At 63.8% G+C, this 16,446-nt stretch carries 12 protein-coding genes and 1 pseudogene; 8 read left to right on the top strand and 5 right to left on the bottom strand.

Going from position 1 to position 16,446, the window contains the following annotated elements:
• The first annotated feature begins 13 nt into the window (after positions 1 to 13).
• Genes NKJ35_RS06160 through NKJ35_RS06140 form a run of 5 tightly spaced genes read left to right on the top strand, consistent with a single transcriptional unit; the run spans position 14 to position 5,437 of the window.
• Positions 14 to 1,906 (top strand): SurA N-terminal domain-containing protein, encoded by a 1,893-nt coding sequence (locus NKJ35_RS06160; RefSeq protein WP_352645659.1) that lies wholly within the window; start codon positions 14 to 16, stop codon positions 1,904 to 1,906.
• On the top strand, positions 1,903 to 2,913 hold the full coding sequence (gene trpD / locus NKJ35_RS06155) for an anthranilate phosphoribosyltransferase (RefSeq protein ID WP_352507310.1): 1,011 nt from the start codon (positions 1,903 to 1,905) through the stop codon (positions 2,911 to 2,913). Before NKJ35_RS06160 ends, trpD begins: the two co-directional genes overlap by 4 nt.
• Before the next feature lie 4 nt (positions 2,914 to 2,917).
• Positions 2,918 to 3,730, top strand: a complete 813-nt coding sequence (trpC, locus tag NKJ35_RS06150) for an indole-3-glycerol phosphate synthase TrpC (RefSeq protein WP_352645657.1) — start codon at positions 2,918 to 2,920, stop codon at positions 3,728 to 3,730.
• A gap of 1 nt (position 3,731) precedes the next feature.
• The gene (gene moaC / locus NKJ35_RS06145; RefSeq protein ID WP_352645656.1) at positions 3,732 to 4,232 is read left to right on the top strand and encodes a cyclic pyranopterin monophosphate synthase MoaC; all 501 of its coding nucleotides are present in this window, start codon (positions 3,732 to 3,734) and stop codon (positions 4,230 to 4,232) included.
• The gene (locus NKJ35_RS06140; RefSeq protein ID WP_352645655.1) at positions 4,232 to 5,437 is read left to right on the top strand and encodes a molybdopterin molybdotransferase MoeA; all 1,206 of its coding nucleotides are present in this window, start codon (positions 4,232 to 4,234) and stop codon (positions 5,435 to 5,437) included. Before moaC ends, NKJ35_RS06140 begins: the two co-directional genes overlap by 1 nt.
• Positions 5,438 to 5,444: 7 nt before the next feature.
• Here the strand turns inward: NKJ35_RS06140 and NKJ35_RS06135 are convergent, their stop codons facing one another.
• Together NKJ35_RS06135 and kynU are read right to left on the bottom strand one after the other, a co-directional pair.
• A complete protein-coding gene (locus tag NKJ35_RS06135; RefSeq protein ID WP_352645654.1) occupies positions 5,445 to 6,275 on the bottom strand; it encodes a hormone-sensitive lipase in 831 nt (276 codons plus the stop codon).
• Between the two features lie 97 nt (positions 6,276 to 6,372).
• Complete coding sequence (gene kynU, locus NKJ35_RS06130) at positions 6,373 to 7,620, bottom strand: kynureninase (RefSeq protein ID WP_352645653.1); 1,248 nt, start codon at positions 7,618 to 7,620, stop codon at positions 6,373 to 6,375.
• Between the two features lie 448 nt (positions 7,621 to 8,068).
• Here kynU and lexA point away from each other — a divergent pair, with 448 nt between their 5' ends.
• Positions 8,069 to 8,803, top strand: coding sequence for a transcriptional repressor LexA (gene lexA, locus NKJ35_RS06125; RefSeq protein WP_023674949.1), 735 nt, complete (start codon positions 8,069 to 8,071; stop codon positions 8,801 to 8,803).
• Here lexA and NKJ35_RS06120 read toward each other — a convergent pair.
• Positions 8,797 to 11,258: pseudogene (locus NKJ35_RS06120) on the bottom strand (ComEC/Rec2 family competence protein). The gene lexA and the pseudogene NKJ35_RS06120 overlap by 7 nt on opposite strands.
• A 96-nt stretch (positions 11,259 to 11,354) precedes the next feature.
• On the opposite strand from NKJ35_RS06120, the gene gltX reads away from it, so the two are divergent.
• Both gltX and gltA read left to right on the top strand, forming a co-directional pair.
• Positions 11,355 to 12,776 (top strand): glutamate--tRNA ligase, encoded by a 1,422-nt coding sequence (gltX, locus tag NKJ35_RS06115; protein ID WP_352645652.1) that lies wholly within the window; start codon positions 11,355 to 11,357, stop codon positions 12,774 to 12,776.
• A 179-nt stretch (positions 12,777 to 12,955) separates the two neighbouring features.
• Complete coding sequence (gene gltA / locus NKJ35_RS06110) at positions 12,956 to 14,284, top strand: citrate synthase (protein WP_254817305.1); 1,329 nt, start codon at positions 12,956 to 12,958, stop codon at positions 14,282 to 14,284.
• An 87-nt stretch (positions 14,285 to 14,371) separates the two neighbouring features.
• On the opposite strand, the gene lpxB is transcribed toward gltA, so the two are convergent.
• Complete coding sequence (gene lpxB / locus NKJ35_RS06105; protein ID WP_352645650.1) at positions 14,372 to 15,553, bottom strand: lipid-A-disaccharide synthase; 1,182 nt, start codon at positions 15,551 to 15,553, stop codon at positions 14,372 to 14,374.
• Positions 15,543 to 16,445, bottom strand: coding sequence for an LpxI family protein (locus NKJ35_RS06100; RefSeq protein WP_502899806.1), 903 nt, complete (start codon positions 16,443 to 16,445; stop codon positions 15,543 to 15,545). Before NKJ35_RS06100 ends, lpxB begins: the two co-directional genes overlap by 11 nt.
• Between the last annotated feature and the right edge of the window lies 1 nt (position 16,446).

The following is a 16,446-nucleotide window of genomic DNA, read 5'->3' as shown; positions in this document are numbered from 1 at the left end:
ATCGGAAGTACTCATGCTTGGTATGTTGAGAAGTGCGGCGGGGACCTGGGTCGCGAAACTGCTGCTGTCATTGTTGGTGTTGAGCTTCGCCGTCTGGGGTATCTCGGGACGGCTGATGGGCGGTCTTGCCGGCCATGACGCCGTGATCACGGCCGGAGGCACCAAGGTCTCTATCAACGAATACCGCCTCGCCTACGATCGCCAGCTCAGCGTCATGTCGCAGCAATTCGGCCAGCGCATCAGCCGTGAGCAGGCGACGGCGCTCGGCATCGACAACCAGGTGCTGGCGCAACTCGTATCGGGTGCCGTCCTCGACGAACAGGCCCGCAAGCTCGGCCTCGGCCTGTCCAAGGACCGGCTCGCCGAACTGACGCGTGAAGACCCGGCGTTCAAAGGGCCTGCCGGAACCTTCGACAGGAGAACGTTCGAGTACCTGCTTCGGCAGATCGGCATGCGGCCGGAAGACTATTTGAAGAACCGCGCCCAGGTCGCGGTCCGCCAGCAGATCGTCGAGGCGGTTTCGGATGGCCTCAAGGCCCCTGATACATTCTTCAAGGCGGTCGCGCTCTATCGCGGCGAAGATCGCACCATCGACTACCTGACCTTGCCGAAATCGCTTGTCGAGCCGATAGAAGCGCCGTCCGACAGCGTGCTTTCGGCCTATTTCGAGGAAAACAAGAAAACCTACGCCGCTCCCGAATACCGCAAGTTCTCCTATGTCAGGCTCGAGCCGGAAGACATCATGGATTTGAGCGCGGTGACCGACCAACAGGTCAGCGACGACTACAACAAGAACAAGGCGCGCTACACCACGCCGGAGATGCGCACCATCGAGCAGCTTGTATTCAAGACGCCTGATGCCGCAAAGGCGGCGCTCGATTCGCTCAGGACCGGCGCGACCTTCGACAAGATCGTCGCCGCCGAGGGCAAGACCCCGGCCGACACGCTGCTCGGCACGCTGGCCAAGGACAAGATCGCCGACAAGGCGGTCGCCGACGCTGCCTTCAAGCTCAACGTCAATGAGGTCAGCCCGGTCGTACAAGGCGCATTTGGTCCCGTTCTGCTGCGCGTCACCGAGATCAAGCCGGAAGTGGTGAAGCCGCTGGTCGAAGTATCCGAGCAGATCCGCAAGGACCTGGCACTGGGTGAGGCAAGCCGCATCTTGCTGGACGTGCACGACAATTACGAGGATACGCGCGCCTCGGGCAGTTCGCTCGCCGAGGCAGCCGCCAAATTGAAGCTGAAGGTCGTCACCATCGACGCCATCGACCGCACCGGCCAACGGCCGGATGGAAGCATCGTCAAAGACCTGCCGGAATCGCCGGCGCTCATCAAGGCAGTGTTCGAATCCGAACCCGGAACCGACAATGAAGGTCTCACCACCGCCGATAACGGCTTCGTCTTCTACGACGTGAGCGCGATCACGCCGGCCCGTGACCGCACATTGGACGAAGTCCGCCAGAAGGTCGTGGCCGACTGGACCGCGGCGGAGACCACCAAACGGCTCACCGCAAAAGCGCAAGAGCTCGAGAAGCGTCTCAAGGCCGGCGCGACGCTCGAGGTGATCGCCGGTGAGCTCAAGCTCGAAAAACAGACCAAGCGCGGCGTCAAGCGCGATGCTGACGACGTCGATTTCGGCAAGGAAGGGGCCGCCGCGATGTTCGGCGTCGGCGAAGGCGGCACCGGGCTGATCCCCTCGCCCACCGGCGACGGACAAATCTTGTTCAAGGTTGCCGAGGTATTCGAGCCGGCCGGGGCCGACGCCAGCTCAGTACCCCAGGACGCACAGAAATCCTTCACATCCGGCATGTCCGACGACCTGCTCGACCAGTTGGTAGCGCAGTTGCAGACGCAATATGACGTCCGCATCGATCAGACGGCCGTAACCCAAGCCCTGGCCAGATGAGCGCACTGAAGATCCACATCGCCAAGGTCGCCGCCGGCAGCGCTCTTTCTTTCGAGGAGGCGCGCGAGGCCTTCGACATTATCATGTCGGGCGATGCTACTCCGGGCCAGATAGGCGGCTTCCTGATGGCATTGCGCGTGCGCGGCGAGACCGTCAGCGAGATCGCCGGCGCTGTCGCCACCATGCGCGCCAAGATGCTGCGCGTCGAAGCCCCCGAGGGCGCCATCGACATTGTCGGCACCGGCGGCGACAATTCGCACAGCGTCAACATTTCGACCGCATCCGCCTTCGTCATCGCCGGCAGCGGCGTGCCCGTCGCCAAGCACGGCAATCGCGGACTGTCCTCGCTGACCGGCGCCGCCGATGTGCTGATCGCATTGGGCGTCAAGATCGACATCCCTCCGGAGACGATCGGCCGCTGCATTCACGAGGCCGGCGTTGGCTTCATGTTCGCGCCGGCGCATCACCCGGCGATGAAGCATGTCGGCCCGACCCGGGTCGAGCTCGGCACCCGCACCATCTTCAATCTGCTGGGCCCGCTTTCCAATCCGGCCAGTGTCAGACGGCAGATGGTCGGCGTGTTCCTGCCCGAATGGATCATGCCGGTGGCAGAAACGTTGAAGGAGCTTGGCGCCGACCACGCCTGGGTCGTCCATGGCGACGGCTATGACGAGATCACCACCACCGGCGAAACGCAGGTCGCCGAATTGGCCGGCGGCGAGATACGCAGCTTTGTGCTGACCCCGGAAGCAGTCGGGCTGACGCGTCACACCAAGGACGAGTTGCGCGGCGGCGACGCCGCCCACAACGCCCAGGCACTGCGCGACATGCTGGGCGGCGCCGCTGGCGCCTTTCGCGATACGGTGCTGATGAATGCCGGCGCCGGGCTGGTGGTAGCCGGCAAGGCGACGACGCTTGCCGACGGCATGGTAACGGCGGCGCAGGCCATCGACAGCGGCCGCGCGCTGAAAGTGCTCGACAGGCTGGTCGAGATTTCGAACGGTTAAAACCATGTCCGACATCCTGCGCAAGATCGAGGCTTACAAGCGCGACGAGATCGCGGCGGCCAAGGCACGCGTGCCATTGGCCGAGATCAAGGCACGGGCGACGGATGCCGACGCGCCGCGCGGATTTCTTTCCGCCCTTGAAGCAACGCGCAAATCCGGCGGGTTTGCGCTGATTGCCGAAATCAAGAAAGCTAGCCCATCCAAAGGCCTGATCCGCGCCGATTTCGATCCGCCGGCGCTGGCCAGGGCCTATGCGAAAGCCGGTGCCGCCTGCCTTTCGGTGCTGACCGACACACCCTCTTTCCAAGGCGCGCCCGAATTCCTCACCGCTGCGCGCGCTGCCGTCGAGTTGCCTACCTTACGCAAGGATTTCCTGTTCGACCCCTATCAGGTCTACGAGGCCAGGGCATGGGGCGCCGATGCCATCCTGATCATTATGGCCAGCGTCGACGACGCGTTGGCAAGAGAACTCGAAGCGACAGCTTTCGGGCTCGGCATGGACGCGCTGGTCGAAGTGCATGATGAGGCGGAAATGGAACGTGCGCTGCGGCTGTCGTCGCGGCTGATCGGCATCAACAATCGCAATCTCCGGACTTTCGAAACCAGCCTCGAGACCTCGGAACGGCTGGTACCGATGGTGCCGGGCGGCCGCCTTCTAGTCAGTGAGAGCGGAATCTTTTCGCATGACGATTGCCGCCGGCTGGAGCGGAGCGGCATCGCTACTTTCCTGGTCGGCGAGAGCCTGATGCGTCAACAGGACGTGGCTGCGGCAACGCGCCTGCTGTTGACGGGCAAGGCGCCGGCAGAGGCGGTCTGAGATGGCGGCCGCCCTCACCCATCTTGGCGCGCAGGGCGAAGCCAACATGGTCGATGTCGGCGACAAGGCTGAGACGGTGCGCACGGCAGTCGCGGAAGGTTTTGTCGCGATGCGGCCCGAGACGCTGGACGTGATCCTCGCCGGCGACGCCAAGAAGGGCGACGTGCTGGGCACCGCGCGCATTGCCGGCATCATGGCGGCCAAGAAGACGCATGAGCTGATCCCGCTTTGCCATCCGCTGCTGCTGACTAGGATATCTGTCGATATCGAGCCGGACGTCGCACTGCCCGGCCTGAAGGTGACGGCATTGACCCGCGTCACTGGCAAGACCGGCGTTGAAATGGAGGCCTTGAGTGCCGTCTCGGTCGCTTGCCTGACCATCTACGACATGGCCAAGGCGGTCGACCGCGCCATGGTCATCTCCGGCATCAGGCTGGTTGAAAAGACCGGCGGTAAATCCGGCGACTACAAGATCACCGGGGCCACCGAGGCAGGCCGCTAATGGCGCTGGTCCCAGTTGCCGAGGCGCTCGAGCGCCTGCTGGACGGAGCAGTTGCGCTGCCGGGCGAACGTGTCGCGCTGCTGGATGCCGCCGACCGCGTGCTGGCGGAGCCGGTTGTGGCGCTCCGCACCCAGCCGCCGTTCAACGCCTCCGCCATGGACGGCTATGCCGTGCGGGCGGCTGACATCGCGTCCCTACCCGCAAGGCTTTCGGTGATCGGCATAGCGCCGGCCGGACGCGGCTTTGCCGGAACGGTGCAGCAGCGGCAGGCCGTGCGCATCTTTACCGGCGCGCCGCTTCCCGAAGGCACCGACACTATCGTCATCCAGGAGAACGTCCGCGACCTCGGCGGCGGCAGCGTCGAAGTGACAGAGCCGACGGTGCAGGGGCGCAACATCCGCCGCCTTGGGCTCGATTTCGCCAAGGGCGATGTCCTGCTGCCCAAAGGCCGCCTGCTCGATTCGGCCGCCTTGTCGCTGGCGGCATCGGCCAATCACCCCGAGGTCGGCGTGGTCAAACGGCCGCTGGTCGCCATCATCGCCACCGGCGACGAATTGCTGCCGCCGGGCAGCGAGCTTGGCCCCGACCAGATCATCTCCTCTAACGCCTATGGTGTCGCTGCCGCCGCACAGTCGGTCGGTGCGCGGGCGCTCGACCTCGGTATCGCGCCGGACCGCAGGGAGGCGATCGCGGCATTGGTTGAAAAGGCCGTGAAGGCTGGCGCGAACGTCATCGTCACGCTGGGCGGTGCCTCGGTCGGCGACCACGACTTCGTCCATGACGTGCTGATCGGGCAAGGCATGACGCTCGATTTCTGGAAGATCGCCATGCGACCGGGCAAGCCGCTGATGTTCGGGCGGCTGGGCGACATTCGCTGCATCGGCCTGCCCGGCAACCCCGTGGCGAGCCTGGTCTGCGCTCAGCTCTTCCTGAAGCCGCTGCTGGCGCGGCTCGGCGGCCGCGCCTTTCAGCAGGATATCCGTCGGGCACGGCTCGGTGCTGCCATGCCGGCCAACGATCTCAGGCAAGATTATGTGCGGGCTGTTGTCACAGACGACGCTGGTGCGCTCGTGGCGACGCCGTTCGGCATCCAGGACTCCTCGATGCTGAAAATGCTGGCCGATGCCAACGGGCTGATCGTCCGCGCGCCGTTCGCGCCTGCTGCGGCGGCGGGCTCCCCCTGCGACGTGCTGATGCTACGCTGAACCTGCCTCACTCCGAGATCAAGGTCCGGGTCAGCGGATGGTCTGGATCGGCCAAACCGTCGATGATGTTGAAATGATGCCGGTCGGGCTCGACTACGGAGCTGGTCGCGGCACCCAGGCCGATCCAGATGTTGGCCAGCAACGCGCTCTGGCGCAGGAATTCGGCGCGCTCGCCGCCGCCGGCCCAGCAGGTCAGGCGGGCCTTTTCCATCGGGCGCAGCAGCACCGGACTTTCGGCCTGCGCCTCGGCCTCATCGATCGCCAGCGTCTCGTTCATGCCGGTGCGCATGATCGGGCGCAAATCATGCACCCCCGAGATCGACACCACGTGACGAACGCGCCGGACCACTTCGGGCGCCAGCGGCGTCGTCCTGGTAACCATCCGGCTAACAAGATGGCCGCCGGCCGAGTGCCCGGTCAGCATCAGCGGCCCTGCGACCATCGCCGCCGCCTTGCCTATCGCCGCGCCGACTTCCTTGACGATGCCGCCAATGCGTATCTGCGGACAGAGCGTGTAGGACGGCATGGCAACTGCATAGCCGCGATCAACAGCGCCCGCGGCAAGATGTGACCAGAAACTCTTGTCGAATGCCATCCAGTAGCCGCCATGGACGAACACCACGACCCCCTTCGGCTTGGTGGCCGGCAGGAAAAGATCGAGCCGGTTGCGCGGGTTATCGCCATAGGCCAGGTCGAGCCGCGCCCTGCCCTCGGTCGAAAGCGCCTCGCGGAAAACCTGCGCGGGCTCGACCCAGGCCGCCGGCCAGCGATCGCTGCCGGCTATGTTGGCGCCGTTGGCATAGGCGTTGTCCCAATCGGCAATGTGACGTTCGAACACCCTGCGCCCTCCCTGGCAATTATGGCCTTGCAACCTGGCCGCGAGCATCGCGCGGCGCGTCGTCGCCAGCCTCACGATTCCAGCTCTCGCATCGATCTCAAGTGACAGCCGCCTTGATGGCGAAGCGCGCATCCTTCCACGCACCGGTGCACAGGATGTCCTCAAGCACTTCGACGGCCTGCCAGACATCGGCATAGCCGACATAGAGCGGGGTGAAGCCGAAGCGCATGGTCGATGGCGCGCGAAAATCGCCGATCACACCACGTTCGATCAGCGCGCGCATGATCTGGTAGCCATGCTCATGCATGAATGAAATCTGGCTGCCGCGTTTTTCCCCGTCGCGCGTGCTTTCGAGCGTGAGACCGTAAGTGCCGCACTTTGCCTCGACAAGCTCGATGAACAGATCGGCCAGTGCGATGCTCTTCTTGCGCACCGCCGTCATGTCGACATCGTCCCAGATGTCGAGCGCGCCCTTCAGCGTGCGCATCGAGAGTATCGGCTGGGTGCTGCACAGAAACCGGCGGATGCCGGTGCCGGCCGCATAGCCTGGCTCGAAGGCGAAGGGCCGTGCATGGCCCCACCAGCCGGTGAGCGGCTGCTGGATGTCGGAAAGATGCCGCTCAGCCGCATAGATGAAGGCAGGCGCGCCCGGGCCGCCATTCAGATATTTGTAGGTGCAGCCAACGGCAAAATCGGCGTTGGCTTTGTCGAGCTCGACTGGCATCGCGCCAGCGGTGTGGCAGAGATCCCAGACGATCATCGCCCCGGCTTCCTGGGCCCTGCGCGTCAGAGCCGGCATGTCGCGCAGTTCGCCCGATTTGTAGTTGACGTGGTTGACCAGCACCACGGCGGTGCGATCGTCGATCAGCTCCTCGATGGTCGGCGCGTCGACCCCCGAGAGGCGCAGCAGCGCATCTTTTCGCGTCGAAACCACACCCTCAGCCATGTAGAGGTCTGTCGGAAAACTATCGCCCTCGGCGACGATGGCCTGCCGCTCCGGTCGCATGGCCATGGCCGCGTGCAGCAGCTTGTAGATGTTGACCGACGTCGTGTCGCAGACCACCGTCTGGCCGACCGCGGCACCGATCAGGCGCCCGAGCTGGTCGCCAAGTTCAAGCGGCATGTTGAACCAGCGGGCCGTGTTCCATGCGCGGATGAGATCATGCGACCATTCTTCGGTCGCGGCCTTGCGCAATTCATCGAAGGCGGCACGTGAAGCAGCTCCTAGCGAATTGCCGTCGAGATAGATCACTCCTTGCGGCAAGACAAAGCGGTCGCGCATCGCGCGCAGCGGATCCGCGGCATCCATCGCCTTTACGGCCACGAGATCGGGAATTCCCGTCATGATTTGCCTGCTCCCTCAAAAAATCCAACGCAACGCCGGACACGCATCAACTGTTCTTCCATTACCGGATAGCGCGTAGCAAGGCTCCACCGGCGAGAAGCAGCCTGACCAGGCGGTGGAAACCTGGAGTTAGCCCGAGGTTGGCGTTTTGAGTTCGTTTCGTTCACGGTGCATTGACCAAACCGCACAGTCGATACGGGTTCAATTCCGTGCCCTTTGCCGACCGACGGCCGATGCCAGTGCCGCCTTCAAGGAGGCCAGAACGGCGCAAACGAAAGCAGAATCAAGGGGATGAGGCTCGCGGCGGTGAAAATACGGTACGCCGGTAGGGGACGTCGTTTGTTTCCCGAGCCTTAACGCATTCATTAAACTTTAAACAGTTGCGGAACACAACTGGAACAGATAGTGTCTGTTCTGGGTTTGTTTTCTGATTCTGTTGGGGGTCGCTATGCTGACACGCAAACAACACGAACTGCTTATGTTCATCCACGAAAGGTTGAAGGAAAGCGGTATCCCACCTTCCTTCGACGAGATGAAGGAAGCGCTCGACCTGGCTTCCAAATCCGGAATCCACCGACTGATTACGGCGCTGGAGGAGCGCGGCTTCATTCGCCGTTTGCCCAACCGGGCCCGTGCGCTGGAGGTACTACGCCTGCCTGACTCGATCGCCCCCGGCCTCAATGCGGCACGCAAGTTCTCGCCGAGTGTCATCCAGGGCAGTCTTGGGCAAGGTGCCCCTCGGCAGGGCAAGCCCACATCGTCGCGCGTCCCTGCAGCCGGCAATGACGACGATGTCGTCGCCGCCGTTTCGATCCCGGTAATGGGCCGCATCGCCGCTGGTGTGCCGATCGATGCTATCCAGCACCAGACGCATTCGATTTCGGTGCCGCCGGATATGATCATGGGCGGCGAGCATTATGCGCTCGAGGTCAAAGGCGATTCGATGATCGAGGCTGGCATTTTCGACGGCGACACGGTGATCATCCGCAACGCCGATACGGCGAGCCCCGGTGAGATCGTGGTGGCCCTGGTCGACGAGGAGGAAGCGACGCTGAAGCGGTTCCGCCGCAAGGGCGCCTCGATCGCCCTGGAGGCCGCCAATCCGGCCTACGAGACGCGCATCTTCGGACCAGACAGGGTCAAGGTGCAGGGCAAGCTCGTTGGGCTGATCCGCCGCTACTGAGTTGCGCCCTTGGTGCTGGCTTTTGGATTGTCGGCCCTGCGGTATGGCGGCAGGCCGCGCGCCGCGCGTGAAAATTTCCGCTGCACGTGCCAGGGCCGGTATGATTTTTCGACGGCGAAGCGGATTTCGGCGCGTGTTGCCGCTTGTGGATCGAAATAGACGGCCGCACTTCCCGCGCGCGCCAGTTGCCGTTTGGTGACGACGAGGACCAGCCGGTCGTAGTAGCAGGGATTATGGGCGGTGGCGTCGTCGATGACGATCAAGCTGGCGAAGGCGCAGGCTGGCCGTGCGGTATCGCGGTCCTTGGCTTGCGCAATGCGCCGGATGGATGCCTGGCGAGGCAGAGACCGTCCGTGCAAATGAACGGCATGCCCGGCGGTAGGTCGGCCGGATCGGCAATGTCGAATTGCGGATCGTTCTTTCCAGGTGTTTCCGGCGCGACGATAGCCTCTGATGTGAGCGCGCGTTTCCAGTTGTCGATGGTGAACTCATTCGGGCGTGCCCGGTTGACCGCGAGCTCACCGCTGCCGATCGGCAGCGCGACCAGCCGTGCGTCCTCCGAGATCAATACGTCGGGTACGCGCGTCTGGGTTGTCGTTAGCAAGCCGGCGAGCGCAAAAGGAAGTGCCGCGAGCCGCAACCAGGTCGTCGCCATGCTGGCAATGACAAGGGCGATCGTCACCAAAAGGACGGATCTCAGCGAAATCAGCCCAACCGCATCGATTGGCGAGCGCTCGGAGATCCACCCGGACAGGGCGATCATCGCCGTCAGCCCCTTGCCCATCACGTAGAGGAAAGGCCCATCCGCGCCGAACGGCATCGCCAGCGCGCTGAGCACGGCAAAGGGCATGACGACCAGCGAGACGATAGGCATGATGGCCAGATTGGCGAACAGGCTGAGCGGCGCTACGCGCTGGAAATGCCATATGGCGAAAAGCGCCGTGGCGCTCCCTGCAATGATCGAGGTCATCGCCAGGCCGCCCATGCCCAGCAGGACCTTTCGCGTGGCCAAGCGTAGCGGCGACCGCCGGGGCGGCGGCGTGGTGGCCCTGCCGGCGCGGTAATCGGACCAGCCGGCATAGGCGCCGACAAGGGCCGCCGTCGCGGCGAAGGACATCTGGAAACTCGGACCGACCACCTCGTGCGGCGACACCACGATGACCGCGATTGCCGAGATCGCCAGATTGCGCATGGTGAGCGCGGCCCGGTCGAACAGCACGGCGATGAGCATCACCGCCAGCATGATGAAGCTGCGTTCGGCCGCCACCACAATGCCGGAAAAGACGAGGTACGCCGCAATCGAAAAAAGCGCGGCGGCTGCGGCATATTTCTTGACCGGCCGTCGCGATGAGAAGTCGGGAAACAGCGCAAAGGCGCCGCGCAGCAGCGCCATGATGGTGCCGGCGACCAACGCCATATGCAGCCCCGAGATGGAGATGATGTGGTAGATGCCTGTACGTCGCATCGCTTCGTTGATCTCCTCGGGAATGCCGGCGCGCACGCCAACGATCAGCGCAGCAGCAATCTCGCCCTCGGCGCCGCCGATGCGGCTGCGGATATGGTCGGCGATGGATTCGCGCGCGTCTTCGATCGCGGAAGAAAGCCGCGCGGCAAGCGGCATGCTGCCCGAAGCCACGACTTTCGGATTGCCGAGAAAGAAGCCGCTGCCGCCGATGCCGGCGAAATAGCTGTCGAAGGAGAAATCATAGCTGTCGGGCCGCACCGGGCCGGTCGGCGGCAGCAACCGCACATAGCCGGCGATCTCGGAACCAGCGGCCAGCTCAGCCGGTATCTTCATCGCCGAAATGCGGACCCGTTCCGGCATGTAGCGCAGCGTCGGCCTGGCGGTTGAGATCACATCGATCGTCAGCCTGATGCGGCCGCTAGCCATGGGTTCGTACGATACGACGCGACCCGTCAGCCGCGTCGAGATTTCAGAACCGAGCACATGCGTCCCGACACGCCAGGTCTCGAACTTGGCGGCAAGCACGCCAAGCGCGCAGAACAACGCCACCATGAAGCACAGGCGGGCTCTGGGCCAAGAGCGCGACAGGACGGCACAAAGCGCCGCGAGGAGCACGAGTGCGATCGGCTGTGGAAAGGCCGGCTCCACCGACAGCGCGAAATATACGACCACCCCGCATGCGAGGAATACCGGCACCAGCAGGAAGGCGATGCCACGGTCGAGTTCCAGGCCGGCCGCCGAGGTTACGCTGTTGCGGATACGGGACGGTGACGGGAGGCGGAAACGACGGCGTAGGCGCACGATGGGCTGGCCCGCGGGCACGAGAACCGTTGCTGGGTCGCTGGCCGGCAGCGACGGCGCATCAAAGCGCGGAGCGGGCAGCAATGCCGGTGCCGGCAGGACAGGCAGGGGAGCGGCAAACAGCAAGCGTTCGCTGACGCCGCTGCCAGCGTCCTCGCCCTCGCCCTCACCACGGCCTCGCACAGCCATCGGGTCTGCCCCTTGCGCCCTCGACCTCCTATGCTACATGAACGCGCAACGCGCGAAAGTCCGCAAACCCACTTCCTTCGTCCGCCTGAGAGTTCCATGCCCGATAAGGTCGTCACCCGTTTTGCCCCCTCGCCCACCGGTTATCTGCATATTGGCGGCGCGCGCACGGCGCTGTTCAACTGGCTGTATGCCAAGCACACAGGCGGCACGATGCTGCTGCGCATCGAAGACACCGACCGCGAGCGCTCCACCGATGCGGCAACCGCAGCCATTCTCGACGGGCTTTCCTGGCTTGGCCTGACATGGGACGGTGAGCCGGTGTCGCAGTTCGAGCGTGCGCCGCGCCATCGCGAGGTGGCCGAGGAGCTCGTTCGCATGGGCAAGGCCTATTACTGTTATGCGACGCCTGCCGAGCTGGAAGCAATGCGCGAGAGCGCACGGGCCAAGGGGCTGCCTCCCCGCTATGACGGACGCTGGCGCGACCGCGACCCGTCGGAGGCGCCGCCCGGCGCCAAGGGGGCGATCCGCATCAAGGCGCCGACAGACGGCGAGACGGTGGTACATGACCGCGTCCAGGGCGACGTGCGTTTTCCCAACAAGGATCTCGACGATTTCATTATTCTGCGCTCGGACGGCAATCCGACCTACATGCATGCCGTCGTCGTCGACGATCACGACATGGGCATCACCCACATCATCCGCGGCGACGATCATTTGACCAACGCCGCACGCCAGACCGTAATCTACCAGGCCATGGGCTGGGAGGTGCCGTCGATGTCGCATATCCCGCTGATCCACGGTGCCGACGGCGCCAAGCTGTCGAAGCGGCACGGTGCGCTTGGCGTCGAGGCCTATCGCGCCATGGGCTACCTGCCGGAGGCGCTGCTCAACTATCTGGCGAGGCTTGGCTGGAGCCACGGCGACGATGAGATCATGTCGATTGCCGACATGATCGCATGGTTCGACATTGGCGATGTCAACAAGGGCGCCGCCCGTTTCGACTTCGCCAAACTCGAGGCGCTCAACGGCGTGCATATGCGCCGGATGAACGACGCGGCGCTGCTCGACATCTTCATCGCCACTCTGCCCTATCTCGAAGGCGGCCCGGCAATCGCCGCCCGCCTCGACGACAGACGCAAGGCGCAACTGCTTGCCGCTTTGCCCGGCCTGAAGGAGCGCGCCAAGACGCTGGTCGAACTTGTTGAAGGGGCTGCATTCCTGTTCGTCGAGCGGCCGCTGCCGGTCGACGAGAAGGCGGCGGCGCTGCTCAGCGGTGAGGCGCGCGCGATCCTGCGGGGCGCTCATGCGGCACTGGCCACGGTTTCGGACTGGTCTGCCGCCTCGGCTGAAGCCGCGATCCGCGACTACGCGCAGGCCGGCGGCCATAAACTCGGCGCCGTGGCCCAACCTTTGCGCGCCGCGCTCACCGGCAAAAGTACCTCGCCAGGGGTCTTTGATGTGCTTGCCGTGCTGGGCCGCGAGGAAAGCCTGGCGCGGATCGCTGATCAAATCGATTAGCGAACTGGCCCAAGAAGATTGGCATTGAAAGGTGTGTTTCGCAGTGCAACATTGGGCCTTGGCCTAATCTGGCGCGCAGATACAATTGCGGGCGCAAATGTGCATATTCCGATGCTTTTGACGTGTTGGGTTCAGATATTTTGCCTTTGCCGGCCTGAGGAAACAAAAAGGAGTTTGCTATGACCGAACCTGCGACGAAAATGGAATTTGGCGGCAAAACCCAGGCATCGACGGCAAAGCTGGAGCTCGGCGGCAAAACCCATGAATTCAAGATCCGAAGCGGTTCGGTAGGACCTGACGTCATCGACATCGGTTCGCTCTACAACACCGCCGGCGTCTTTACCTACGATCCCGGCTTTACGTCGACGGCGAGCTGCGAATCGGAAATCACCTTCATCGATGGCGATGCCGGCATTCTTTTGCACCGCGGCTACCCGATCGACCAACTGGCCGAGCACGGCGACTTCCTCGAAGTCTGTTATCTCTTGCTCTATGGTGAACTACCGACCAAGGCGCAGAAGGACGATTTCGACTACCGGGTGACGCGCCACACCATGGTGCATGAGCAGATGTCGCGCTTTTTCACCGGCTTCCGCCGTGATGCGCATCCGATGGCGGTGATGTGCGGCGTGGTCGGCGCGCTGTCGGCCTTCTATCACGATTCCACCGACATCTCGGATCCGTATCAACGCATGGTCGCCTCAATGCGGCTGATCGCCAAGATGCCGACAATCGCGGCGATGGCGTACAAATACCACATCGGCCAGCCGTTCATTTATCCGAAGAACGAGCTGAATTTCGCAGCCAACTTCCTGCATATGTGTTTCGCCGTGCCTTGCGAGGAATACAAGATCAATCCGGTGCTGGCGCGCGCGATGGAGCGTATCTTCATCCTGCACGCCGATCACGAACAGAACGCCTCGACTTCGACCGTCCGCCTGGCCGGCTCGTCGGGCGCCAATCCTTTTGCCTGTATCGCTGCCGGCATAGCCTGCCTGTGGGGTCCCGCACATGGCGGCGCCAACGAGGCAGCCCTGAACATGCTGGGCGAGATCGGCCATGTCGATCACATCCCGGAATTCATTGCGCGCGCCAAGGATAAGAACGATCCGTTCCGATTGATGGGCTTTGGCCATCGCGTTTACAAGAACTACGATCCGCGCGCCAAGATCATGCAGAAAACCGCGCACGAAGTCCTGGGCGAGCTCGGCATCAAGGACGATCCGCTGCTCGACATCGCCATGGAGCTGGAGAAGATCGCGCTGACCGATTCCTATTTCATCGAGAAGAAGCTCTACCCCAACGTCGATTTTTATTCCGGCATCACCCTTAAGGCGCTGGGCTTCCCCACCACTATGTTCACCGTACTGTTCGCGGTCGCCCGTACCGTCGGCTGGATCGCGCAGTGGAAGGAGATGATCGAGGATCCGCACCAGAAGATCGGTCGCCCGCGCCAGCTCTATACCGGCGCGCCGGAACGGGATTACGTGCCGATCGCTAAGCGGTGAAGGTAGCGAGTAGCGAGTAGCGAGTAGCGAGTAGCGAGTAGTAGCTGAAGCAGCTTGGCCGTTACCGCCAGCACCATTTCCTACTCGCTATTCACTATTCACCCACTTCCTCACCATATCCATCACCACCCCCGCAGCAATCTCGCCTGACGGCTTGGCGGTTGCCATACGCCCGGCAATGTCGGCAAAACCGTGCTTCTGCCAGGTGCGGTAGGCGGTATCGGAGAACAGCGCTTCCAGTTGCCGCGCCAGATAATGCGGCCGCACATATTGATTGTAGTGTTCCGGCACAACCGGCCGGTCGGCAATGAGATTGGGCAAGGCTGCACTCCATACTTTGATCAGCGGCTGCGCCATGCGCATGACCGGATCGAGCCGGTAGCAGGAGATCATCGGCACACCTGCCAGTGCAAGCTCCAGCGATACCGTCCCCGACGCGATCAGCGCCGCATCCGCCTTGCCGAAGGCCTGCCATTTGCGTTCGGCATCAAGGATGATCTCCGGCTTCTCGTCCCAGCTCGCAACCGAGGTCCTGACCAGGTCGGCTACGTGCGGGACCGTCGGCAACAGCAGGCGCAAGCGGTGCCCGCGCGCCCGCAGGATCGACACCGTCTCGCCGAACGGCCCGACCAGGCGTCGCACCTCGCCGCGACGCGAACCGGGCAATACAAGCAACGTTTTGACGTGATCTGCGGACAAGTCACGCGGCTGCGCCTGCGCCCTGGCGGCACTGACTATGCCCGGATCGTGTGCAAGGCGATGCCCGACATAGGTCCCGGGCGGCCCGCCCAGGCGAGCGAGTTCCTTCACCTCGAACGGCAGAATGCAAAGAATGTGATCGACATACGGTTTCATCGCCGCCGCCCTGCCCGGCCGCCAAGCCCACACGCTCGGGCAGACATAGTGGACGATCGGGATAGTCGGATCGGCGGCACGCACCTTTTTGGCGACGCGCAGCGAGAAATCCGGACTGTCGATGGTGACAAGGCAATCGGGCTTTTCACCGGCAATCGCGTTTGCCGACTGGCCGATCCGCCGCATCAGGCGCGGCAGGTCGCGCAGGATGGCGCTAAGCCCCATCAGCGCGATCTCGCTGCCGTCGAACAATGGCGCCAGGCCGAGCGCCTGCAAATGGCGGCCGCCGATGCCGACAAGCCGAACGTCGCGCCCGGTCATGCGCTTTAACGCCTGCACAAGATCGGCGCCAAGCAGGTCACCGGACTCCTCGCCGGCGACGATGGCTATCTTCAACGGCCGCTCATTCGCCATGCGCCGGCTCCGCAGCAGGCAGCCCGATCACGAACAGGCCGAGCGCATTGGCACGCCCGATGGTGGCGGGACCTTCGAGCACCAGCGAGCGGCCGGCTTCTACGGCAATGCCGGCCAGTCCGGCGGCATGCGCCGCCTCGACGGTCAGCGGGCCAATGGAGGGCAGATCGGCACGCAGTTCCTGACCGGGCTTGGCGCATTTGACCAGGACACCGCGCGTCCGGCCCGCCAGCCTGCCGTGCCCGCGCAACTCCCTTGTCCGCTCGAGCAGCCCGTCAGTCCCTTCGACGCCTTCCAGCGCAATGGCGCGGCCGCCGACCGCAACAGCCGCTTGGCCGATATCCAGCGCGCCGATGGCTTTTGCCGCCGCGTGCGCTGCCTCGATGTCGCGCCAGTCGGCTTTGCGTGGCGCCGCCTTGGTCAGCAGGCCTTCGGCTGCGACCAGCTCCGGCACGATCTCGTGAGCGCCGACGACTTTGATGCCGCTGCGCTCGATCCTGCGCACGAACAATTTCAGCACCGTATCGTCTCCCCGGGTTACACCGACGAAGAGGCTGGGCAGCCAGGCGAGCAGGCCCAAATTGAGGCGCATGGCGCTCAGCCTGGGGCGGCGCGTGATATGACCCGCGGTCACCAGATGCGTAACGTGATGCCGCTTGAGGATCGGCAACAGCGAGCCGACGTCTTCCAGCCTCAAGACCACCTGCTCATATGGCTCGAAATCGGCTATGCGATCGACCTCGCCCGCCGCCATCACGATGAAGGGCAATTTGCCTTGCCGGGCGAGCGCTCGGGCAATTTCGACCGGGAGGCTGCCGCCGCCGGCGATGATGCCGACCTTGGCATCTGGCGCGAGATCAAGGCCCTTTCCGGCAGCCTCAATCTTCGTCATC

This window comes from Mesorhizobium sp. M0136, assembly GCF_040322515.1.
Classification (GTDB): Bacteria; Pseudomonadota; Alphaproteobacteria; order Rhizobiales; family Rhizobiaceae; genus Mesorhizobium.
Note: the sequence above shows the minus strand (reverse complement) of the source record. Positions and strands in the feature narration are given on the sequence as shown.

Excerpts from the sequence above, each read along its gene's own strand:
- moaC (WP_352645656.1), top strand. The coding sequence starts at position 3,732 with ATGGCGGCCGCCCTCACCCATCTTGGCGCGCAGGGCGAAGCCAACATG.
- NKJ35_RS06160 (WP_352645659.1), top strand. The coding sequence starts at position 14 with ATGCTTGGTATGTTGAGAAGTGCGGCGGGGACCTGGGTCGCGAAACTG.
- gltA (WP_254817305.1), top strand. The coding sequence starts at position 12,956 with ATGACCGAACCTGCGACGAAAATGGAATTTGGCGGCAAAACCCAGGCA.
- trpC (WP_352645657.1), top strand. The coding sequence starts at position 2,918 with ATGTCCGACATCCTGCGCAAGATCGAGGCTTACAAGCGCGACGAGATC.
- kynU (WP_352645653.1), bottom strand. The coding sequence starts at position 7,620 with ATGACGGGAATTCCCGATCTCGTGGCCGTAAAGGCGATGGATGCCGCG.
- NKJ35_RS06140 (WP_352645655.1), top strand. The coding sequence starts at position 4,232 with ATGGCGCTGGTCCCAGTTGCCGAGGCGCTCGAGCGCCTGCTGGACGGA.
- trpD (WP_352507310.1), top strand. The coding sequence starts at position 1,903 with ATGAGCGCACTGAAGATCCACATCGCCAAGGTCGCCGCCGGCAGCGCT.
- NKJ35_RS06100 (WP_502899806.1), bottom strand. The coding sequence starts at position 16,445 with ATGACGAAGATTGAGGCTGCCGGAAAGGGCCTTGATCTCGCGCCAGAT.
- lpxB (WP_352645650.1), bottom strand. The coding sequence starts at position 15,553 with ATGGCGAATGAGCGGCCGTTGAAGATAGCCATCGTCGCCGGCGAGGAG.
- lexA (WP_023674949.1), top strand. The coding sequence starts at position 8,069 with ATGCTGACACGCAAACAACACGAACTGCTTATGTTCATCCACGAAAGG.
- gltX (WP_352645652.1), top strand. The coding sequence starts at position 11,355 with ATGCCCGATAAGGTCGTCACCCGTTTTGCCCCCTCGCCCACCGGTTAT.